The 19,760-nt window shown below is 74.4% G+C and carries 20 protein-coding genes; 10 read left to right on the forward strand and 10 right to left on the reverse strand.

Translation table 11 applies throughout. From position 1 onward, the window contains the following. Nucleotides 1–161: 161 nt before the first annotated feature. From ACZ7C5_RS27685 to ACZ7C5_RS27695, 3 genes are all read right to left on the reverse strand, one after another. Nucleotides 162–1,835, reverse strand: coding sequence for a DUF885 domain-containing protein (locus ACZ7C5_RS27685; protein WP_470323658.1), 1,674 nt, complete (start codon nucleotides 1,833–1,835; stop codon nucleotides 162–164). Nucleotides 1,836–2,095: 260 nt separating this feature from the next. Next, nucleotides 2,096–3,010 carry an SDR family oxidoreductase gene (locus ACZ7C5_RS27690; RefSeq protein WP_188301371.1) on the reverse strand — a complete coding sequence of 305 codons (915 nt, stop codon included), beginning with the start codon at nucleotides 3,008–3,010 and terminating at the stop codon, nucleotides 2,096–2,098. A 168-nt stretch (nucleotides 3,011–3,178) separates the two neighbouring features. Beyond that, nucleotides 3,179–3,607, reverse strand: coding sequence for a DUF5997 family protein (locus ACZ7C5_RS27695; RefSeq protein ID WP_401085493.1), 429 nt, complete (start codon nucleotides 3,605–3,607; stop codon nucleotides 3,179–3,181). A gap of 58 nt (nucleotides 3,608–3,665) precedes the next feature. Between ACZ7C5_RS27695 and ACZ7C5_RS27700 the strand changes: the two genes are divergently transcribed. Continuing rightward, nucleotides 3,666–4,475 (forward strand): LysR family substrate-binding domain-containing protein, encoded by an 810-nt coding sequence (locus tag ACZ7C5_RS27700; RefSeq protein ID WP_401085491.1) that lies wholly within the window; start codon nucleotides 3,666–3,668, stop codon nucleotides 4,473–4,475. A gap of 54 nt (nucleotides 4,476–4,529) precedes the next feature. Continuing rightward, a complete protein-coding gene (locus ACZ7C5_RS27705) occupies nucleotides 4,530–5,111 on the forward strand; it encodes a DUF421 domain-containing protein (RefSeq protein WP_401085488.1) in 582 nt (193 codons plus the stop codon). A gap of 68 nt (nucleotides 5,112–5,179) precedes the next feature. Here the strand turns inward: ACZ7C5_RS27705 and ACZ7C5_RS27710 are convergent, their stop codons facing one another. Together ACZ7C5_RS27710 and ACZ7C5_RS27715 are read right to left on the reverse strand one after the other, a co-directional pair. Beyond that, nucleotides 5,180–5,908 carry a rhomboid-like protein gene (locus ACZ7C5_RS27710; protein WP_401085485.1) on the reverse strand — a complete coding sequence of 243 codons (729 nt, stop codon included), beginning with the start codon at nucleotides 5,906–5,908 and terminating at the stop codon, nucleotides 5,180–5,182. Between the two features lie 92 nt (nucleotides 5,909–6,000). Beyond that, nucleotides 6,001–7,350: a cytochrome P450 gene (locus tag ACZ7C5_RS27715; RefSeq protein WP_470323659.1), complete on the reverse strand. Its 1,350-nt coding sequence runs from the start codon at nucleotides 7,348–7,350 to the stop codon at nucleotides 6,001–6,003. Nucleotides 7,351–7,664: 314 nt separating this feature from the next. Between ACZ7C5_RS27715 and ACZ7C5_RS27720 the strand changes: the two genes are divergently transcribed. The 6 genes from ACZ7C5_RS27720 to ACZ7C5_RS27745 all read left to right on the forward strand — a co-directional run bounded on the left by ACZ7C5_RS27720 (nucleotide 7,665) and on the right by ACZ7C5_RS27745 (nucleotide 15,090). After that, nucleotides 7,665–9,068 (forward strand): amidase, encoded by a 1,404-nt coding sequence (locus ACZ7C5_RS27720; protein ID WP_401085478.1) that lies wholly within the window; start codon nucleotides 7,665–7,667, stop codon nucleotides 9,066–9,068. A gap of 511 nt (nucleotides 9,069–9,579) precedes the next feature. Further along, nucleotides 9,580–10,689, forward strand: coding sequence for a phytanoyl-CoA dioxygenase family protein (locus tag ACZ7C5_RS27725; RefSeq protein WP_401085475.1), 1,110 nt, complete (start codon nucleotides 9,580–9,582; stop codon nucleotides 10,687–10,689). Next, nucleotides 10,671–11,984 (forward strand): DUF6271 family protein, encoded by a 1,314-nt coding sequence (locus tag ACZ7C5_RS27730; RefSeq protein ID WP_401085472.1) that lies wholly within the window; start codon nucleotides 10,671–10,673, stop codon nucleotides 11,982–11,984. The genes ACZ7C5_RS27725 and ACZ7C5_RS27730 overlap by 19 nt, the downstream gene beginning before the upstream one ends. Before the next feature lie 117 nt (nucleotides 11,985–12,101). Further along, nucleotides 12,102–13,280, forward strand: coding sequence for a type III PLP-dependent enzyme (locus ACZ7C5_RS27735; RefSeq protein ID WP_401085882.1), 1,179 nt, complete (start codon nucleotides 12,102–12,104; stop codon nucleotides 13,278–13,280). Continuing rightward, nucleotides 13,277–13,876, forward strand: a complete 600-nt coding sequence (locus ACZ7C5_RS27740) for a GNAT family N-acetyltransferase (protein WP_401085469.1) — start codon at nucleotides 13,277–13,279, stop codon at nucleotides 13,874–13,876. The genes ACZ7C5_RS27735 and ACZ7C5_RS27740 overlap by 4 nt, the downstream gene beginning before the upstream one ends. 5 nt (nucleotides 13,877–13,881) lie before the next feature. Next, the gene (locus ACZ7C5_RS27745) at nucleotides 13,882–15,090 is read left to right on the forward strand and encodes an MFS transporter (RefSeq protein ID WP_401085466.1); all 1,209 of its coding nucleotides are present in this window, start codon (nucleotides 13,882–13,884) and stop codon (nucleotides 15,088–15,090) included. A gap of 76 nt (nucleotides 15,091–15,166) precedes the next feature. Here the strand turns inward: ACZ7C5_RS27745 and ACZ7C5_RS27750 are convergent, their stop codons facing one another. Both ACZ7C5_RS27750 and ACZ7C5_RS27755 read right to left on the reverse strand, forming a co-directional pair. Next, a complete protein-coding gene (locus tag ACZ7C5_RS27750; protein ID WP_401085463.1) occupies nucleotides 15,167–15,559 on the reverse strand; it encodes a MerR family transcriptional regulator in 393 nt (130 codons plus the stop codon). A 34-nt stretch (nucleotides 15,560–15,593) separates the two neighbouring features. Then, entirely contained in the window at nucleotides 15,594–16,613 is a 1,020-nt protein-coding gene (locus ACZ7C5_RS27755; protein ID WP_401085462.1) for an MDR family NADP-dependent oxidoreductase, read from the reverse strand. 226 nt (nucleotides 16,614–16,839) lie between these two features. Between ACZ7C5_RS27755 and ACZ7C5_RS27760 the strand changes: the two genes are divergently transcribed. Beyond that, a complete protein-coding gene (locus tag ACZ7C5_RS27760) occupies nucleotides 16,840–17,580 on the forward strand; it encodes a PIG-L deacetylase family protein (protein ID WP_401085459.1) in 741 nt (246 codons plus the stop codon). Here the strand turns inward: ACZ7C5_RS27760 and ACZ7C5_RS27765 are convergent. From ACZ7C5_RS27765 to ACZ7C5_RS27775, 3 genes are all read right to left on the reverse strand, one after another. Next, nucleotides 17,577–18,266 (reverse strand): DedA family protein, encoded by a 690-nt coding sequence (locus ACZ7C5_RS27765; RefSeq protein WP_401085456.1) that lies wholly within the window; start codon nucleotides 18,264–18,266, stop codon nucleotides 17,577–17,579. The two genes, ACZ7C5_RS27760 and ACZ7C5_RS27765, sit on opposite strands and share 4 nt — an antisense overlap. Nucleotides 18,267–18,310: 44 nt before the next feature. Further along, the gene (locus ACZ7C5_RS27770) at nucleotides 18,311–18,505 is read right to left on the reverse strand and encodes a DUF1918 domain-containing protein (protein WP_188301385.1); all 195 of its coding nucleotides are present in this window, start codon (nucleotides 18,503–18,505) and stop codon (nucleotides 18,311–18,313) included. Between the two features lie 128 nt (nucleotides 18,506–18,633). Next, nucleotides 18,634–19,296: a TetR/AcrR family transcriptional regulator gene (locus ACZ7C5_RS27775; protein ID WP_401085453.1), complete on the reverse strand. Its 663-nt coding sequence runs from the start codon at nucleotides 19,294–19,296 to the stop codon at nucleotides 18,634–18,636. Between the two features lie 264 nt (nucleotides 19,297–19,560). Between ACZ7C5_RS27775 and ACZ7C5_RS27780 the strand changes: the two genes are divergently transcribed. Further along, nucleotides 19,561–19,752, forward strand: a complete 192-nt coding sequence (locus ACZ7C5_RS27780) for a hypothetical protein (protein ID WP_401085450.1) — start codon at nucleotides 19,561–19,563, stop codon at nucleotides 19,750–19,752. Nucleotides 19,753–19,760 lie beyond the last annotated feature (8 nt).

The raw sequence follows: 19,760 nt of genomic DNA on the forward strand, positions 1-19,760 counted from the left end.
GACGAGCGAGGTGACCATCGCGAAGCGCCACCGGCGCTGCGGGGTCGGGCCGTGGGCGAACGGCGCGCGGTCGGTGGATCGTCCGAGGGGGAGCGAAGTGACGGTGGACCGGCTCGCGGTGGTGTCCGGAGCCGGCGCCGGGCAGGATCCGGGGACGGGCGCTACCGCTCCGCGATCCAGTCCGTCACCAGCTCGTCCAGCACGCCCAGCGGCAGGCTGCCGTGCCCGATCAGCTGGTGGTGGAACTCCCGCACGTCGAACCGGGCGCCGAGCGCCGCCTCGGCCCGCTCGCGGTGCCGGACGATCTCCCGGCGGCCGATCAGGTAGGCGGTGGCCTGGCCGGGCCAGGCGATGTAGCGGTCGATCTCGTTGCGGACGTTGGCGTCGGGGGTGGCGGTGTTGGACCGCATGAAGGCCGTCGCCCGCCCCCGGGACCAGCCGTAGTGGTGCATCCCGGTGTCCACCACCAGCCGGACCGCCCGCATCGCGTCCAACGAGAGCATGCCGAACCGGGACAGCTCCGAGCCGTACAGCCCCATCTCGTCCGCGAGCCGCTCGGTGTACAGGCCCCAGCCCTCGACGTGGGCGGTCAGCTGGCCGCTCGGGTTCCGCCGGAACCGGGGCAGGTGGTGCAGGGTCTGCGCGACGGCGAGCTGGAGGTGGTGGCCTGGCACGCTCTCGTGGAAGGCGAGCGCCTCGTACTCGTAGCTGAACCGGGTCTCCGGGCGCAGCGTGTTGACCCAGTGGGTGCCGGGCAGCCCGCCAGGGCCCGGCGGCTGGTAGTAGGCCAGCGGCGCGGTCTCCGCCTCGATCGGGTCGATCTCCCTGGTCACGCAGTCGGCGATCGGGTACGGGCGGAACCAGTCCGCCGAGGCGCGGCGGGCCCGGTCCAGCGCGCCGTCCACCGTCGCGACGATCTCGGCCGCGCTGCCGAAGCGCAGTGCGGGGTCCTCGCGCAGCGCGGTCAGCACGGCCGCGGGGTCGGTGATGCCCAGGACCTTGCCGCCCAGCTCGGCGAACTCCTCGCGCAGCGCCGCGACGGCCTCCAGCCCGACCCGGTGGACCTCCTCCGGGGCGAGCCCCGGCCGGGTGAAGCGGGCGACGGCGTCCGCGTAGCCCTCGGTGCCGCCCGGCACGTGGCAGACCCCGGCCTTGTCGTCCGGCCGGGCGCCCGGCGCCAGCCGGTGGGCCAGCCCGTCCCGGTAGCGGGCCACCGCGGGGCGGACGGCGTCGCGCACGATGGTCAGGGCGCGCTCGAACTCCGGGCGGCCGGCCAGCGGGCGGAGCAGCTTGTCCTCGGCCGGGGCGGTGGCCAGGTGGGAGTCCAGCTGGGCGACGGCGGCGTCCACCCCGCTGCGCAGCGGGTGGCGGCCTTCGGCGGCGGCTTCCAGGGCCGTGCCCAGGGCGGCGTCGAAGTACCCGGGCAAGGAGGCCAGACGTGCCAGGTAGGAGTCCGCGCCCTCCTGGTCGACCGGGGTCATGGCGAGCCCGGAGAAGGCCTCGTTCTGCGCGGCGACGATGGTCGCCGAGACGCTGAACTCGGCCAGCCCGTGGGTGAGCCGGCCGATGCCGTTGTCGAGCAGCCGGGCGAGCACCCGGTGGGTGGTCCGGTCCTCGCCGGCCAGCCCGTCGACCGGGATCGCGGCCAGCCGGGCGGCGAAGCCGCGCAGCGCGTCGCGGTGCCGGTGCCCGGCCGCGCGGGACGGGTCGGGCACCAGGTGGGCGTAGCCCTCGACTCCGCTGAGGGTCGCCTCGAACGGGTTGTGGGTGTTCTCGGCGGCGAAGAACTCGTCCGCGAGCGCGGCGAGTCCGGCGTGCTGTGGCTGCTCGATCACTGGTCGCTTCCCCCGATGCGGTGAACTGCGGTGTACTTCGGCGAACTTCGGTGCGGTACCGCGGCGCGGTGCTGTGACGCGGTGCTGTGACGCGGTGCTCCGGCGCGGTGCGGTCACGACGGCACGGCCCCGGGGCGCCCCGGTCCCGCCGATTATTCGGAGCGACCGGCGGCCCGGTCAACACGAGGTGGCGGCGGGGGAGTTCCGCTCCCTGCCGCCACCTCCACCGCCACCCCCGCCGTCACCGGCCGGCCCCGAGGTCAGCGGTAGGCCTCCGGCGCGGCCGGCTTGCCCGGCTCCTGCACCTCGACCAGGTAGCGCCAGCAGTCCGGACGGCTGCCGTCCCGGTCGGTGAAGCCGTACTCCAGGGCCAGCTGCCCGCTGGAGGCCGAGCGGCCGTTCCACCGGGCGACCCCGGCGTCGGCGGCCAGCGCGACCACCGCCCGGCCGACGTAGTACGGGGACTCGGAGATGCCGAAGTGCGGCTCCTGGACCAGGGCTTCGCGCCAGTTCTGCTCGGTGACGCCGAAGTGCTCCAGCATGATCTCGGAGCGCATCCAGCCGGGGGTGAGGGCGAGGGCGGTGGCGCCGCGCGAGCCCAGCTCGTGGCCGAGCGAGAAGGCCATCCGCAGCACCGAGGCCTTGGCGAGGTCGTAGAAGAAGGAGTTGCGGTAGGTGTCGCGGTTGTACTCCGCGGTGCCGTCCGTCATCTCCACCACCAGGCCGCCGGGGTGCTTCAGCAGCAGCGGCAGGGCGTGGTGGCTGGTGACGGCGTGCGTCTCCACCGCCAGGCGCAGCAGCCGCAGGCCGTCGTCCAGGTCGTGCTCCCAGACGGGGACGTCCCAGCCGAACAGCTTCTCGCCGCCCCAGATGTCGTTGACCAGGACGTCCAGCCGGCCCTGCTCGGCGTCGATCCGCTCCACCAGGGCGGCCACCTCGGACGGCACCAGGTGGTCGGTGGGCACCGCGATGCCCAGGCCGCCGGCGGCGGTGACCAGGTCGGCGGTGTCCTCGATCGTCTCCGGGCGGTCGTACTCCGAGCGCCGCTGCCGGGTGCTGCGCCCGGTCACGTACACCGTCGCGCCGGCCGCGCCGAGCTCCACGGCGATGCCCCGCCCGGCGCCCCGCGTCGCGCCCGCGACCAGGGCGATCCTGCCGTCCAGTGCTCCTGCCATCCTTCGGCCTCCTCGCTGTCGGACCCGCGCACGAGCCGCTGCGCGCATCCGCACACGACTGTGCCGACGCCCGTGGGGACGGACGTCGGCACCATCGTTGCGCAGGGGTCCGACAACCGGTGCCGGAGCGCCGCCGTGCCGGGCGGTGGGGCCGGTCAGCGGGCCGGGTCAGCGGGCCTTGGCGGCCTTCGCCTCCTCGGCGGCCTTGGCGGCGGCCTCCTTCTCGTGCTTCTCCTTGATCCGGGCGGTCTCCTTGCGGAGGTCCACCTGGTTGGCGCGCTCGTGCTGGAGCCAGAGCGGGTTCTCGGCCTTGACCGCCTCGATCTGCTCGGTGGTGAGCGCCTCGGTCACGCCGCCGCGGGCCAGGCCGGAGATCGAGATGCCGAGCCTGGCGGCGATCACCGGGCGCGGGTGCGGGCCGTTCTTGCGCAGGTCCTGGAGCCACTGCGGCGGCTCGGCCTGTAGCGCGTACAGCTCCTCGCGGGAGACCACGCCCTCCTGGAAGTCGGCCGGCGCGGCTGCGAGGTAGATCTCCAGCTTCTTGGCCGCCGTGGCCGGCTTCATGGTCTGGCTGGTCTTCTGCTTGAGCGATGTCATGGAGACAAGGGTAAGGGAGTGCGCGGGCGCTCCCGGTCACGGTCGGTAGCCTTGACCTGTGACAGACATGCAGGTGAACCCGTCCTTCCGGCTCGTGTACGTCCCGGGCGTGATCCCCGGCAAATGGGTCCGGGTCTGGAGCGAGCGACTCCCGGACGTTCCGCTGGAGCTCCTCGCGGTCGAGTCCGGCGACGGCGAACGGACCCTGCGCGAGGGCGGCGCGGACGCCGGACTGGTCCGGCTGCCGGTCGACAAGGACGTGCTGAGCGCGATCCCGCTCTACACCGAGACCACCGTCGTGGTCTTCCCCAAGGACCACTGGCTCGCCGCCGCCGAGGAGGTCGCGCCGGCCGACCTCGCCGAGGAGGTGGTCTTCCACCCGCTCGACGACACCCTCGGCCTCACCGCCGACACCCTGCCGGGGCGCCCCGCCCTCGCGCGCCCGGACAGCACGGCGGACGCGATCGAGCTGGTCGCGGCGAACGTCGGCGTGCTCCTGGTACCGCAGTCCCTGGCCCGGCTGCACCACCGCAAGGACCTCACCTACCGGCCGGTGGCGGAGGCGCCGCAGTCCCAGGTGGCGCTGTCCTGGCCGCAGGAGCGGACGACGGACCTGGTGGAGGAGTTCATCGGCATCGTGCGGGGCCGTACGGTCAACAGCTCGCGCGGGCGCGGGGCCGGGCAGGCGACGCCCGAGGCGCAGCCGAAGAAGGCGGCGGCCGGGCGGGGCAAGCCGCAGCAGAAGGCCGGCGGGCAGCGGAGCGGTGCGCAGAAGGCCGGCGGGCAGAAGCCGGGCGGGGCGAAGGCAGGGGGAGCCAAGGCCGGCGGGCGGGGCGCGTCGGCCCGGCGCGGCAGGCCGAAGCGGTGACCGTGGCGTAGCGTCTGCCCCGTTCCCAGCAGTCGAGGCGGGAGGAGCGGGGCAGTGTGGCACGACCTGATGGCCGTCCAGATTCCGATCGTGGAGAAGGTCCTCCGGACGGTCGCCGTCTACGCGCTGATCGTGGTCCTGTTCCGGATCGCCGGGAAGCGCGGACTGGCGGGGCTGAACACCTTCGACATGGTGGTCGTCTTCCTGCTCTCCAACGTGGTGCAGAACGCCGTCATCGGCAACGACGACAGCCTGCTCGGCGGCGTGATCGGAGCGGTCACCCTGATCGCGGTGAACGCCGCCGTGACCCGCTGGCTCGCCCGCGACCCGAGGGCCGCCCGCCTCCTGGAGGGCACCGCCACCACCGTGGTGGAGGACGGCAGGCTGGTGCCGGGCGCGCTGCGCGGCCTGGCGCTGCGCCCGTCCGAGCTGGAGCACGCGATCCGGATCCAGAACGGCGACAGCGTCCGCGGGGTGGCCCGGGCCCGGCTGGAGCCGGACGGGCAGCTGCTGGTGAAGCTCAAGGCGCACGAGCAGAGCGCCACCCGCGGGGACGTCGAGGACCTGCGGCACCGGCTGGCGGAGATCGAGCGGCTGCTCACCGTCATCGCCGCCGACCGCCGCCCGCCCCGCTGAGGCGCGCTCGGTCGTCCGGCAGACGGGCACCGGGGCTCACGCCGGCAGGGGCAGGGGCAGGGGCAGGGTCACCGGTCCGCCGGGACCGGGGCGGACGCCTCGGCCCGGCGGCGACGGGCGGTGGAGACCGCCACGGCGGCGGCCAGGGCGAAGCCGAGGGCGGCGGCCGCCAGGTGCCCGACGGTGGTGAAGTCCGGGAGGGGGCCCGGCCATTCGCCGTCGCCGGAGAGCGGCCAGCCGACCACGAGCGCGGCCCAGGGCAGCCGGGCCCGGCGGGGTACGGCGAGGGTGGCGAGGGCGAGGACGGTCTGGGCGCCGTAGCTGATGCCGTAGTCCGAGGCCGCGCGCACGCTCTCCGGGTACCAGCCGTACCGCAGGGCGAGCAGGATCACCAGGGCGGTGAGCAGGGTGGCGAGGACGTGCCCGCCGAGGAAGACGGCGGCGGCGCGCAGGCTGCCGAAGCGGCGCTCGGTCCAGGCGAGGCAGCAGCAGACGCCGAGGCCCAGGGTGATCAGGGTGCCGCCGAAGCCGGGGGTGAGGATCTCGGTGAGGGTGCCGTCGTAGAGCAGCGCGCTGCCGACCAGGGCGGTGACCGGATGGTCGGCGAGGTTGTCGAGGTTGGTGCTGAGGTGCTCCCTGAGGGCGTCCGCCCGGTCTGCGGCGAGCAGGTTCCCGACCCAGACGTGCCCGGTCAGGAGCAGGACGACGTAGCCCAGGGTCAGTGGCGAGCGGCGCGGATACGTCCGGACGGCGCGGAGCAGCCCGGTCAGGAGCCCCCGTGGGGTTCGAGCGTTCATGTCTGGTGGTGTCCCGGTCGAGCGGCCTGGTCCCGGCCGGCGTCCGTACGGCCGGCCACGCCGGGACAGTACCGAAGCCGGCCGGAGTCCGGTCAGCGGGCCCGGCGGGTCAGCGTCGCGGTGAACGGCCGGGGCGCGAGGGAGGCGCTGCGGGCGGGGCGGACGGGCCGGCCGGGGGCGGGGGTGACGGTCCAGCGGGCGGCGATGGTGGCGATGGCGAGGACGGCCTCGGTGGTGCCGAAGGCGTCGCCGATGCAGCGGCGGGCGCCGAGGCCGAACGGCGTGTAGGTGCCGGGGGCGGGGCTGGCGGTGGTGAGCCAGCGGTCGGGGTCGAAGCGGTCGGGGCGGGGGAACAGGTCGGCCCTGCGGTGCAGCAGGTACGGGCTGAACAGCAGGGTCGAGCCGGCCGGCAGGTGGTGGCCGCCGAGTTCGGTGTCGGCGGTGGCGGTGCGGCTGAGGATCCACGGCGGCGGGTAGAGCCGCAGGGTCTCGCTGACGATCCGGGCGGTGAGCGGCAGGGCGGGCAGGTCCTCGTGGCGGGCGGGGCGTCCGTCCAGGACGGTGTCGAGTTCGGCGTGCAGGCGCTCGCGGACGGCCGGGTTGGCGGCGAGCAGGGTCCAGGCCCAGGAGAGGGTGGCGGCGGTGGCCTCGGTGCCGGCCAGCAGGAAGGTGACCACCTGTTCGTGGATCTCGGCCGCGGACAGGCCCCGCCCGTCCTCGTCCGTCGCGGCGAGCAGCACGGAGAGCAGGTCGTGGTGGTCGGTGCCGGTGGCGCGGTGGTCGGCGACCAGCCGCCGGGTGATCTCCCGGAGGTCCCGCCGGGCGCGCCGGAAGCGGCGGTTGCCGGGGGTGGGGAGGCGGTCGGCGCCGGGCAGCGGCAGCAGCACCCGGCGGCCGACGGCGCGGGTGACGGCGTCCGTGCTCGCGTGCACGGGCAGCCGGCCGGCCCGCTCGTGCGCGGCGAACAGGCAGCGGGCGGCGACGGCGGTGGAGAGCCGGTGCATCGTGGCGGGCACGTCGATCACGTCGCCGTCCCGCCAGGGGGCGGTGGTGCCGGCGATCTCCTCGGCCATCCCGGCGGCGTAGCCGGGCAGCCGGTCGCGGTGGAACGCGGGCTGCAGCAGGCGGCGCTGGCGCCGGTGGTCGGCGGCGGGGCAGGTGGCGAGGCCGTTGCCGAAGACCTCGCGGGCCTTGTCGAGGAGGGGCCCGCCCTTGTCGAAGACGCGGTCCTCGGTGAGCAGCCGGCGGACCAGCTCGGGGTGGCAGACCACGTACGCGTGGAGCGGGCCGAGCCGCAGCCGGACGAGGTCGCCGTGGGCGGGCAGGCCGGCGACGAAGTCGTGCGGGCGGCGCAGGAGGGCGAGGGCGTGGCCGAGCAGCGGCAGGCCGCCGGGGGCGGTGGCCGCGGTGAACCGGGTGGTCGGGAAGAACGGGGCGGGCACGGGCGTCACCTTGGTTCGGGTGGGAGGACCGGGACGGTTCGCGAACGTGATCTTTCCCGGCGGCGTACCGCGAAACGATCACCGACCGGCGGGTGGGGTGAACGCGGGGGCGCGGGCCGAACGGTCGGGCGCCCTCGGATATTTGACGGTTCGTTCACCGGTCGATCCCTCCCGGACCGCCGGACGCGCCTGGATTCGGAATCCTTGCGAGATTACCGGTCAGTAGAACCGGGCAGGAACGATCCGGCCGGTGCGATCGCCGGGCCGCGGAACGTCCGGCAGGGGAGTGGCCGGCAGGGGAACGGGGAGTCCGGATGACCGACGAGCGGGTCCACGCGTTCGGCGACGACGCCCTGGGCGCCTACGACGCGGTGGCGCTGGCCGCGCTGGTGCGGGCCGGCGCGGTCAACCCCCGGGAACTGGTCGGCGCCGCCGTCGACCGGGCCGCGCGGGTGGACGGCACGCTGCTGCCCGTCGCCCACGCCTCGTACGACAAGCCGCAGATCAGCCGGGAGGGCATCGGCGGTCCGCTGTGGGGCGTGCCGACGTACCTCAAGGACAACGTGGACCTGCGCGGCCTGCCGACCGCGATGGGCAGCGAGGCCTACCGCGCCCGCCCGGCCCGCCGCAACGCGCCCTTCACCGACCAGTTCCTCGCCACCGGCCTCGCCGTGCTCGGCAAGACCAGACTGCCCGAGTTCGGCCTCAACGCCTCCACCGAGTTCGCCGCCGCCCAGCCGGTGCGCAACCCGTGGAAGCCCTCGCACTCGGCCGGCGCCTCCTCGGGTGGCGCGGCGGCGCTGGTGGCCTCCGGCGTGGTGCCGATCGCGCACGCCAACGACGGCGGCGGCTCGATCCGCATCCCGGCGGCCTGCTGCGGCCTGGTCGGGCTCAAGCCCACCCGGGGCCGGCTGGTCACCAACGCCCAGAGCGGCAAACTGCCGGTCGACCTGGTCACCGACGGCGTGCTGACCCGATCGGTGCGCGACACCGCCGCCTTCTTCGCCGCCGCCGAGCGGCACCACCGCAACCCCGCACTGCCCCCGCTCGGCCTGGTCGAGGGCCCGGGTGCACAGCGGCTGCGGATCGGCCTGGTGGTGGACTCGCCGATCGCCAGGACCGACGGGCCGACCCGGCGGGCCGTCGAGGAGACCGCCGCCCGGCTGGAGGCGATGGGCCACCGGGTCGAGCCCACCGCGCTGCCCTTCGGCGAGGAGTTCTCCCGCGACTTCGTCACCTACTGGGGCTACATCGCCTGGGCCATCGCGGCCACCGGCCGGCTGCTGCTCGACCCGAGCTTCCGGGCCGGGAAGCTGGACGGCCTGACCACCGGGCTGCGCCGCCGGTTCCGGACGGAGTTCCCACAGACCCCCGGCGTGCTGCGGCGGCTGCGCCGGGCGGAGGGCGTGTACGCGCGGATCTTCCGCGGCCACGACGTGATCCTCTCCCCGGTGCTCGCCCACACCGCCCCGCCGATCGGGCACCTGAGCCCCAACGTGGACTTCGACGAGCTGATGGACCGGCTGATGCGCTACGTCGCCTTCACCCCGGTCAACAACGTGACCGGCGGCCCCGGCCTCGCGCTGCCGGCGGGCTCGGCGCCCGGCGGACTGCCGGTCGGGGTGCACCTGTCGGCGGCGCACGGGCAGGAGCGGCTGCTGCTGGAGCTGGCGTTCGCGCTGGAGGCCGAGCGGCCCTGGCGGCGGATCCAGGACTGAGCCCGGCGGCGTTCCCCGCCGACCCGGGGCCGCCCGTCGGCCGGCGTGCGGACGCCGGGCCGGCCGGTGGCGGCATTCGCCGCCATAACGGGCTCTCGCACAGTGACCGTTCAGTATCCGGCGATTATGTCAATTGCGGAAACATACCCCCGCTTATGTCAGTCTCCGAAACATAAAGCGAACCCCGAGAGGCGCCTTGAACTGCGCTGATTTCCCAATCGGTAACCCGCTGGAAAGGGTTGACACCATTAGTTGGTCTAGTCCAACGTAGGGGAGCGCGGTTCGGCAGAGGCTGATGAGGGGTGAGAGGCCTTGCCGAGCGGGTGAGTTGGCCCCCTGACGTGGTGCTGCTCCGCGCCCGTTGGCAGGGCGAGAAGGAGCGCATACGGACGGCCCCCCGGTCCGCGCGCCGTATTCCCGTCGCGGCCGGAGCCCGGCCGCCCACCCGCCGTGCCCGCGCCTGGCGCATGAGGAAGCGCTGCACCGACCACGAACCACGGAGTGACCGCCCATGCCGAGCCCAGCCGAACACGCCGACGGACCAGCCGGGGAATACCTGTACCGGGCCGCCTCGGAGCGCCCCTACTTCAGTGCCGACACCGAGAGTTACCTCGCCCCCACCGCCCTGCGCGAGATCCGCAAGAAGCACCCGCTGCGCGTGCTCTCCGAGGAGGACCTCGCGTTCTGGCAGACCTACGGCTACGTGGTGGTGAAGGAGGCGATCCCGGCCGGTGCCGCGCGCCGACTCCTCGACTTCGCCTGGGAGTTCCAGGGCCTGTCGCCGGACCGCCCCGAGGACTGGTACCGGGAGCGCGAGTACCGCGACGAACTCGACCGGCACCTGCACATCTACGGCTTCGTCGAGGCCTACCACCACCAGCTGATCTGGGACAGCCGCCAGGCGCGGCGCGTCTACGACGCCTTCGTGGACGTGTGGGACTGCGAGGAGCTCTGGGTCACCCTCGACCGGCTCAACCTCAACCCGCCGAACGTGCGCAACCGCGACCGCGCGCTGATCGAGCCCACCGACCGCGGCTTCGACATCGAGCTGCACTGGGACGTCGACACCACCCGGGGCATCCTGCCGCAGCGCGTCCAGGGCATCGTCGCGCTCGACGACACCGCCCCCGACCACGGCGGCTTCCAGTGCGACCCGGAGCTGTTCCGCCGCTTCAACGAGTGGCAGGCCGCCCAGCCGGCCGGCCGCGACCCGATCCGCCCGGACGTCGACCGGGACGAGTTCCCCGTCGTGCGGCCCGAGTTGAAGGCCGGCGACCTGCTGATCTGGAACGGCCTGCTCGCCCACGGCGTCGAGCGCAACACCTCCGAGAACGGCGTGCGCGCGGTGCAGTACCTGTCGATGATGCCCGCACTGGAGGAGTCCGAGAAGCTGCGCCGCTCCCGGGTGGAGTCCTGGCGCACGCTCGCCACGCCGGACTGGAACCGCACCCTGGTCGGCGACGCCGACCGGCCGGAGGCGCAGCGCTACCCGACCGCCGAACTCACCGAGCTGGGGGAGAAGCTGCTCGGCCTGCGGTCCTGGAGCGGCAAGCCCTTCGAGGAACACGCGACGGACCGGCGGAGTGTCACGGGGGAGCGGGAATGCGCGACGTCTGTCTGACCCTGCCCACCAACCGCGAGTGCGCGGACGCCATCACCGCGATCGGCGCCGAAGCCGCCTTCGCCGTACGGCGGTTCGGCGTCCGGGTGCACCTGCTGGTGCTGGACTCCGCCGGCCCCGCGGCCAGAGCCGGACACGCCGCGGCCCTCGCCGCCCTGCCCGCCGCCGAGGGCGTGCTGACCCACCACCTGGACGAGGACGCCCAGCGCACCTTCCTGCGCGAGGTGATCGAGCGCTCCGGCGCGGCCGGCCAGGACCGGCTGCTGGAGCTGATGCTGCCCGAAGCCGTCTCCTACGGTGCCTGCACCAACCGGGCGTTCCTGCTGGCCGCCGCACTCGGCTGCGCGTCGGTGCACCGACGCGACTCCGACAGCCGCTACCAACTGCTCGACGGCGAACCGGTGTTCCCGATCGAGCACGAGCTGGCCACGCTCGGGCTGAAGGCCGCCGACGCGGCCGCCGCCGTCACCGAGAACAACCTCGACCCGGTGCACGCGGACAAGGAGGTCGCCCTGGTCGGCGCCTCCTTCGTCGGCGAACTCTCCGTCGACGTCGGTGAGATCCGCGAGCTCGACCCCGAGGCCTACCACGACGTGGTCGCGCTCTGGGCGCCCACCGGCGCGAGCGAGCGGGAGAAGCGCGACCTCGTCGCCGACTCCTTCACCGGCGGCGGCACCGAGCCGTTCACCGCCGACCGCGCCGTGCTCGACCTGCCCGACATCTGGCGCATCGACATGTGCAACATCGGCCTGGACCGCGAGGTGTACGAGAGGGTGCCGCTGCCGCCCGCCACCGACACCATCGGCAGCGACTACTTCCTGCACCACCTGGTGCGCGACGCGACCCTGCCGGGCGTCACCCACAACCGCCACATCGTCAACTACCACACCCCGGAACGGCGTACCGGCCCCGGCTTCACCGCCTACCAGCTGCGCTACGCCAAGTTCCTCCTCTCCATGCTCTACCTCTACCCGGTCTACTCCGAGATGGAGGCCGCAGGCGAGGCCCTGCTGGACGAACAGCACCGCGTCCGCCCCGGGCTGATCGCCGACTCCGCCCGTCGCAGCGCCGCGACGGACCGCGCGGAGAACCACCGCAGGCTCGCCGAACTCGACCGCTGCTACCGGCGGCTCGGCGGGAAGTACGCCGAGTTCGCCGACCACCTGGCGCCCCGAAGGGCGGGCCTGCTCGACGAAGCGCAGGCGGACATCGAGGACTTCGCAGTGCTGATCGACGCGTGGGGCCCGCTGGTGCGGGCGAGCAGGGCCACCCCCGCCGACCGGCTGCCGCGCTAGCCGGACCGGGAGCTCACCGTGACACACCAGACCGCCATCAAGACCACGCACCGTGCCCCGTCCGTCTCCGTGGTGCGCATCGAAGCGCCCCGCCGTGACGAGCACGACCGGACCGCGCTGCGCGCCGCGCTCGCCGCGGCCACCGACGACCGGATCATCTACGACCTCGACGGCATCGGCCGGCAGTACGCTGCGCTCCGCGCCGAACTGCCAGGCGTGGCCGTCCGGTTCGCGATGAAGGCCTGCCCGGTGGACGAGGTGCTCGACCACCTCGCCGGGCTCGGCTCCGGCTTCGACGCGGCCGGCCCGCAGGAGATCGTCCAGGCCCTGCGCACCGGGGTCGCGCCCGAACTGATCCACTACGGCAACACCATCAAGTCCGACCGCAACATCGCCGAGGCCCACCGGCTGGGCGTGCGGGACTTCGCCACCGACAGCCCGGAGGACGTCGCGGCGATCGCAGAACACGCCCCGGGATCACGGGTGTTCTGCCGGATCGCGACCACCGGCGAAGGCGCGCTGTGGGGCCTGAGCCACAAGTTCGGCTGCTCGCCCGAGGACGCGCTGCGGGTGCTGGGCGAGGCCCGTGCGGCCGGGCTCGTCCCGTCCGGGCTGTCCGTGCACGTCGGATCCCAGCAGATGACCGCCGAGGCCTGGGGCGCCGCGATGGACTCGCTGGCCGCCGTGCTGGAGGCGCTCAACTGGCGCGGCATCACCCCGACCACGATCAACCTCGGCGGCGGCCTGCCCGCCCTCGGCGTCCTCGACCGGCACGGGAGCCCGCTCGAACCGCCGCTGGAGAAGATGTTCACGGCGATCCGCGAGGGCATGGAGCGGCTGCGCGCCGTCAGCGCCGCGCCGCTGGAGTTCCTGGTGGAGCCGGGGCGCCACCTGGTGGCAGACCACGGCGCGATCCGCGCCCACGTCGCCCGGCTCACCTCCCGCCACGGGCTCGACGACGCCAGGCAGGACTGGCTCTACCTCAGCTGCGGCAAGTTCAACGGCCTGTACGAGATGGACCAGCTCCAGTACCGGCTGGAGTTCCCCACCCACCCCGGCGGCCGGTTCGTCAACGCCGTGGTGGCGGGACCGACCTGCGACAGCGACGACGCGTACGCGCAGGAGGGCGGCCTGGTGCGGGTCCCGCACGCGATCGGTTCCGGCGACCCGGTCTGGATCCACTCCTGCGGCGCGTACGCCACGGCCTACGCCACCCGCGGGTTCAACGGCTTCGCGCCGCTTCCGTACAGCTGCATCGGCGGCGACGGCGCGGGCCGACAGGGAGGCACCGCATGACCGGCACGCTCGTCGACGCTCCGACCGGACCGCGCATCCGGCTGCTCCGGGAGGAGGACTGGGACGGCGTGGTCGCGCTGGAGGAGCGCGCCTACGCCGCCAGCGGCCTCTCCGAGGGGTACGAGGCGCTGCGGTCCCGGCACCGCGCCTCGCCCGACACCTGCTTCGTGCTGGAACACGCGGGCGGCCTGGGCGGCTACCTGCTCGCCCTGCCGTACCCGCTGTTCCGCTGCCCCGACCTCAGCCGCAGCGAGGACGGGGACGGGGGAGCGGGCGAGCGGCCGGCCAACATGCACGCGCACGACCTGGTGATCTCCGAGGACCTGCGCGGCCGGGGCCTGTCCCTGCGGATGCTCCGGCACCTGGAGGACACCGCCAGGGCGGCCGGCTACCGGACCGTCTCGCTGGTCGCCGTCCGCGGCTCGCACGTGCTGTGGACCCCGCTGGGCTACCGCGCCCGGCCCGAGATCGACCTCCCCGAGAGCTACGGCCCCCGGGCGGTCTACATGGCGATGCCGCTGGACCCCGTCCCGGCCGCGCCGCCGCACTCCACCGGCCCGCTCCCCGGGCCGCACTCCAGAGCCGAAGTGGGCTGATACCGATGTCCCCCGTTCGCGACGACTTCCGCCGGTCCCAAGTGGCCATCGGCGCACTGTTCTTCGTCCTCGGATTCCAGTACGCGACCTGGGTCTCCCGGGTGCCTGCGCTCAAGGCCAGGCTCGACCTGGGCGAGGCCCAGATCGGTCTGCTGCTGATGACCTGCGGAATCGGCGCGGCGGTGTCCTTCCCCCTGGTCGCGGTGCTGATGCGGCGGATCGGCTCCCGGCTGCTCTCGGTGCTGTCCGCCCTCGCCCTCGGCGTGATCCTGCTCGCGCTGTCGGTGGTGCCGAACTACCCGGTGACGCTGCTGGTGCTGTTCTTCGACGGCGTCGCGGTCGGCTGCCTGAACGTCGCGATGAACGCCCAGGGCGCCGCGCTGGAGGCCCGCTTCGAGCGGACCACGATGTCCCGGCTGCACGCCACCTTCAGCGCCGGCTCGCTGCTCGCCGCCCTGCTGGCCTCGGGCGTCAACGCCTTCACCGGCACCCTCGCCGTGCACTTCGGGCTGGCCGCGGCGCTGCTCGCCGTCCTGGTGGTGGCCGCCAGGTCCGGACTGCTGGCGGACGGCCCGGACGCGGCCGCCGCACCGGAGGAGAAGAAGCAGCGCCGCGGATTCGTACTGCCGACCGTCGCGACCCTCTGGATGGGCCTGGCGATGGTGTTCGGCACCGTCACCGAGGGCGCCATGAACGACTGGTCGGCGCTCTACCTCAAGGACTACGTGCACGCCGGCGCCGGGCTCGCCCCGCTGGGCATCGCGGTGGTCTCGGTGATGATGGTCTGCGCCCGGATCTTCGCCGACGGCTGGCGCACCCGCTTCGGCGACGCCCGGATCGTGCGCACCGGCAGCCTGCTGGCCGGCCTCGGACTCGCCCTGGCACTGGCGGTCGGCGGCGTGGCGCCGACCCTGATCGGCTTCGCCTGCGTCGGCCTCGGCGTCGCCGCGGTGACCCCGTGCGTCTACGTCGCCGCCGCCCGGCAGGGCGCCGACGCCCTCTCGCTGGTCGCCGCCATGGGCACCACGGGACTGCTGGCCGGCCCCGCCGTGATCGGCTTCATCGCCGGCGCCACCAGCCTGCTCTGGGGCATGGCCGCCGTCGCCGCCTCGGCCGCGATCGTCTCCCTGTGCGCCACCCGGATCAGCTGGCCCGGGCAGGAGGCCCCCGCCGCCCCCGCCGCGGACCCCCTGCTCGCCGCCGACCCGACCTGACCGCACCCCACGCCCTCGCCCGGTACCTCGCGCACCCCCGTAGCGGAGGTCCCGGGCGAATGCGTTCCCCGCGGCCTCAGCCCCCGGCCGGGACCTCCGTGCCGCCCGTCGTGAGGTGGCGGACGAGCCTGGCACGCAGCGCGGTGAGGCGGGCGATCTCGGCGTCCAGCGCGGCCAGCCGGGCATGGACCACGGGGGCGAAGGTGTCGGGGCCGGGGGACTCCGAGCAGCGGAACGGCGGCTCCTGGCCGAGCAGGTCGAGGCGGTGGGCGCGGCTGGCCAGGTCGTCCACCGTCAGCCCCACGGCCAGCAGCCGGCGGATCACCCGGACCCGGGCGACCTCGGCCGGGCCGTACTCGCGCTGGCCCGAGGCGGAGCGGGCCGGCGGGTGCAGCAGGCCGCGTTGCTCGTAGAAGCGCAGCGCCCTGGGAGTGGTGCCCGCCGCCGCTGCCGCGTCCCCGATCCGCATGCCCGCTCCCTGGTCGTCAGAGTCGTCAGAGCCTTCAGAGTTCCACGATGGTCGTTCCGAAGGTGTCCCCGGTGAACAGCTTCGTCAACGCTCCGGGGGCCCGGTCGATGCCCGGAACCGACGTCCAGGGGAAGGTGATCTCCCCGGCGCGCAGCCAGCCGGCGAAGCGCTCGCGCCACTCGGCCTCCAGGTCCGGGTGGTCGGGCCCGATGAAACCGCGCAGGGTCAGGCCGTGGGTGACGATCCGGAAGCTGTCGACCACGGTCGGGGCGTCGCCGCCCAGGCGCTCCGGAGCGAGCTGGCCGTCCAGCGCGCCGACCAGGGCGAACCGGGCGCCGTGCCGGGCCGCGTCCACGGCGGCGGTCAGCTGCTCGCCGCCGACCAGGTCCAGCACGACGTCGAGCCCGTCGGGGGCGGCCTCGGCCAGCTGCTCGGCGAACGGCCGCTCACCGGGCACCAGCACCGCGTCGTAGCCGAGTTCGTCGGTCAGCCGCTTCGCCTTGGCGGGCGAGCGGGTGGTGCCGATCACCCGGGAGGCGCCGAGCAGCCGGGCGATCTGCCCGGCCATCGTGCCGACCGAGCCCGCCGCGCCCGTCACCAGCGCCACGTCGCCCGGGCGCACCTCGACGGTGCGGGTCAGGGCGCCGTAGGCGGACGAGGAGGTGGAGACCAGCGCCAGCGGATCCGGGAAGTCCGCCGGGACGGTGGTGAACCGCGCGGCCTCGGCGACCGCGTGGTCCCGCCAGCCGGCGAGGTGGGTGACCAGGTCACCGGGGCGCAGCGGCCCGTCCTCGGGGGCGGCCAGCACCTCGCCGAGGGCCGGCCCGAACAGCGCGTCCCCAGGCCGGATGTGCGGCACCTGGAGACCGGTACCCCCGCCGCCGACCAGGGTGCGCAGCGCCGGAAAGGCCAGGAAGGCCCGGTTGCGGACGAGCACCTCCCCGGGGCCGGGCGCCGGCAGCGGCTCCTCGGCCACGGTGAAGTCCCCGGGGGTGGGCAGCCCGGACGGTGCGGTGGTCAGCCGGACGACGCGGGCGGTGGTGGGCAGGGCCATGGCGGCGCTCCTCGGAGAGGACGGGTGGACGGCGGCCGGTGCCGCCGCGCGGTGCACGGACGCTAACCCCTGACGCCTGCGTCAGAGGCAAGCCGCCCGGGTGCTGCGGTGTCTGACGGGGCGTGGGGGAAACGGGTCTCCTAAAGTCGCGGGTGATACGGATGGATAAGTTCCGTATATCCGAATGCCCGTACGGCCGTGAGCCGTAGCGAGAGGAACGAGCCGCATGACCGAGCAGGCCCCCGAGCCCTTCGAGCCCGTCGACGAGGACTGGCAGACCGCGCTGGCGATCGCCGCCCACCCCGACGACATGGAGTACGGCGGGGCCGCGGCCGTCGCGCGATGGACCTCGCAGGGCAAGAAGGTCGTCTACGTCATGGTCACCAGCGGCGAGGCGGGCATCGACTCGCTGGACCCCGCGGAGTGCGGGCCGCTGCGCGAGGCCGAGCAGCTCGCCTCGGCACGCGTGGTCGGCGTCGACACCGTCGAGTTCCTCGGCTACCCGGACGGCGTGGTGGAGTACGGGCTGCCGCTGCGCCGGGACATCGCGCGGGCGGTGCGCAGGCACCGGCCGGACATCGTGTTCACCGGCAACTTCCGGGACACCTACGGCGGGGTGTTCCTCAACCAGGCCGACCACATCGCGGTCGGCCGGGCCACCCTGGACGGGGTCAGGGACGCCGGGAACCGCTGGGTGTTCCGCGAGCTGCTGGCCGAGGGCCACGAGCCCTGGGAGGGCGTGCGGCAGATCTGGGCGGCGGCCTCGCCGGAGGCCAGGCACGCGGTGGACACCACCGGGCACTTCGACCGGGGCGTCGCCTCGCTGGAGGAGCACAGGGCGTACCTGGCCGGGCTCGGCGGGGCGATGGCCGAGCCGCGGGAATTCCTGGAGGGCTTCGGCCGGGGCGCGGGCAGCCGGCTGGGGACGCGCTTCGCGGTGCCGTTCGAGGTGTTCCCGCTGCACTAGCCGGGCCGGCCGCCGCGCCCGCCGGGGCCCTCCCCGGTGGCACCCTCGTCCCCGCCGGTGCGCCGGCGCCGGTAGCACGGCACCCGGCGCAGCAGGAAGGCCGCGACCAGCACGCCGAGCCCGACCGCGAACCAGACCTGGTAGCGCAGCGCCGTGTGGTAGACCGTGCCGATGTGGGCCCCCGCGAGGTAGCCGAAGGTGCCCCAGACGGCCGTCCACAGCACCGCGCCGAGCAGGTTGTACGGGAGGAACCGGCGCCAGGGCATCTCGCTGGTCCCGGCGATGACGCCGTTGTACTGGCGCAGCCCGTCCACGAAGCGGGCGACCGTGACCACCTTGCCGCCGTGCCGGGCGAAGAAGTCGTCCGCGCGCTCCATCCGGGCCGGGGTGAGCAGCACGTAGCGGCCCCAGCGGTGGACGAAGGCGCGTCCGCCGGTGCGGCCGACCAGGTAGCCGAGGCCGTTGCCGAGCGCCGCGGCGCCGGCCGCGATCAGCAGCACCGCGGCGAAGTCCAGGTGCCCGGTGCCGGCGTACACCGAGGCCAGCACCAGGACGGTCTGCCCGGGCACCGGGACGCCGCAGTTGTCCAGCAGGACGAGCAGCGCCACCGCGAGGTACCCGTAGTGGTCCAGCAGTGGCGCGAGCCCGGCGAGTGCCCCGGGCAGCGGGGTCGTGGGGGCGGACACCGCTCCTCACCGCCTCGCACGGGGCGAGGCGGCCGAGGAGTCGGTCAGCGTCCCGCCTGGCGCTCTTCGATGTTGCAGTCCGGGCCGGGGTAGACCAGACCCTCGTGGCCGTCCTCGAAGCGGACCACGTACGGCGGCTGGCCGTCGGCGCCGCGCACCTCGACGATCTCGCCCTTCTGGTCCACCATGCCCACCGCCCTGCTGTGGATGTGGAGCTGGTCACCTACCGCTGCGTGCATGGTCTGCTCCTCCGGTCGAGCGTGCCCGGCCGCCTCCGCGGCCGTTCCGCTATCCACTGTGCTGCGGGCGCGGCGGGCTCGCAACGCCTCGGGCGGGCGGGTCCTCCGGGGGCCCGCGCGGCCGGGGGTCAGCGGGCGGACGGCTGTTGCGCGAGGTAGCCGCGGACCAACCGCTTGCACTCGGCGATCAGCGCCGGATCGCCGTCCGGGGCCTCCCGGAAGGCCAGTTTGAGCACCGCGTCGGCCGCCTCCAGGGCCACCCGCAGGGTCACCGTGGTGGCCGCCGGGTCGCCCGCCAGGAACAGTTCGCCGCCGAGCGCCTGGAGCCGCAGCGCGACGGCGGTGTTGTTGTCCACGCCAGGATCCAGCAGGTGGCGGTCGTCCCGGACGTCGGTGGGGACGGCCGGTCCGGCCAGGCCGAAGTCCAGCAGGCCGAAGCCCGGCACCGTGCGCTTCATCGCCACGAACTCCTCCACCGCGAGGTCGGTGAAGACGTCGGGGCCGACCGGCGCGGCGGCGGCCAGCCGGGCGTCCAGGCGCCGGAGGTAGTGGTCGAGGTTGCGGGTGGCGAGCGCGGCCAGCAGGTCCTCCTTGCCGGCGAAGAACTGGTACAGGGTGCCGATCGGCACCTGGGCGCGCTGGGCGACCTCCTTGGTGGTGAGCGCCGTCGCCCCGACCTCGTCCAGCAGGCCGGCGCAGGCGTCCAGGACGCGGCCGTACCGCTCCTGGCTGCGCTGCTGGACCGGGCGCCGCCTGACCGGTCCCGGGGCGGGGTGGCTCCTGTCGCTCATGACCTCACTGTGCCGCATCCGCTGTTCCAGCGGCGAATCACCGGGGCGGAACCGGCCCGGAGTTGCCTCCGGGGCGGGAATCGACGCGTGGCCGGAGCTGAACGGTCCGGTGGCGGGAAGGTGTCCATGGGGCGGCAGCGGTCTTGTCGTGGACGCGAGGGCCGGTTCATACTCCTGGCGGACTACCTTGGGTGATCGGCGTATGCCTCTTCGTGGCGATCGCGCCGCGGTCGTGGCCGCGAACGGAACGAGAGGACCGGTTCGGTGACGCTGTACTCCGGAGGGGGCGAGGACCTCGGCGGCGGGCCGTCCGCGGCGCGGAACCTCGCCGGGCGCGCCGGCCCCTGGCGCGCCGACACCGGGCGCGCCGATACGGGGCAGGCCGGCACCGAGCGCGTCGGCCTTGGGAACGTCGGCCTTGAGCGCGTTGGCCTTGAGCACGCCGGAACCGTCTGAGGAGCACT

It is taken from the genome of Kitasatospora sp. NPDC036993, assembly GCF_055607525.1.

Coding starts and splice junctions, on each gene's coding strand:
- ACZ7C5_RS27690 (WP_188301371.1), bottom strand. CDS start 3,010: ATGGCAGGAGCACTGGACGGCAGGATCGCCCTGGTCGCGGGCGCGACG.
- ACZ7C5_RS27695 (WP_401085493.1), bottom strand. CDS start 3,607: ATGACATCGCTCAAGCAGAAGACCAGCCAGACCATGAAGCCGGCCACG.
- ACZ7C5_RS27710 (WP_401085485.1), bottom strand. CDS start 5,908: ATGAACGCTCGAACCCCACGGGGGCTCCTGACCGGGCTGCTCCGCGCC.
- ACZ7C5_RS27720 (WP_401085478.1), top strand. CDS start 7,665: ATGACCGACGAGCGGGTCCACGCGTTCGGCGACGACGCCCTGGGCGCC.
- ACZ7C5_RS27725 (WP_401085475.1), top strand. CDS start 9,580: ATGCCGAGCCCAGCCGAACACGCCGACGGACCAGCCGGGGAATACCTG.
- ACZ7C5_RS27730 (WP_401085472.1), top strand. CDS start 10,671: ATGCGCGACGTCTGTCTGACCCTGCCCACCAACCGCGAGTGCGCGGAC.
- ACZ7C5_RS27740 (WP_401085469.1), top strand. CDS start 13,277: ATGACCGGCACGCTCGTCGACGCTCCGACCGGACCGCGCATCCGGCTG.
- ACZ7C5_RS27745 (WP_401085466.1), top strand. CDS start 13,882: ATGTCCCCCGTTCGCGACGACTTCCGCCGGTCCCAAGTGGCCATCGGC.
- ACZ7C5_RS27750 (WP_401085463.1), bottom strand. CDS start 15,559: ATGCGGATCGGGGACGCGGCAGCGGCGGCGGGCACCACTCCCAGGGCG.
- ACZ7C5_RS27755 (WP_401085462.1), bottom strand. CDS start 16,613: ATGGCCCTGCCCACCACCGCCCGCGTCGTCCGGCTGACCACCGCACCG.
- ACZ7C5_RS27760 (WP_401085459.1), top strand. CDS start 16,840: ATGACCGAGCAGGCCCCCGAGCCCTTCGAGCCCGTCGACGAGGACTGG.
- ACZ7C5_RS27770 (WP_188301385.1), bottom strand. CDS start 18,505: ATGCACGCAGCGGTAGGTGACCAGCTCCACATCCACAGCAGGGCGGTG.
- ACZ7C5_RS27775 (WP_401085453.1), bottom strand. CDS start 19,296: ATGAGCGACAGGAGCCACCCCGCCCCGGGACCGGTCAGGCGGCGCCCG.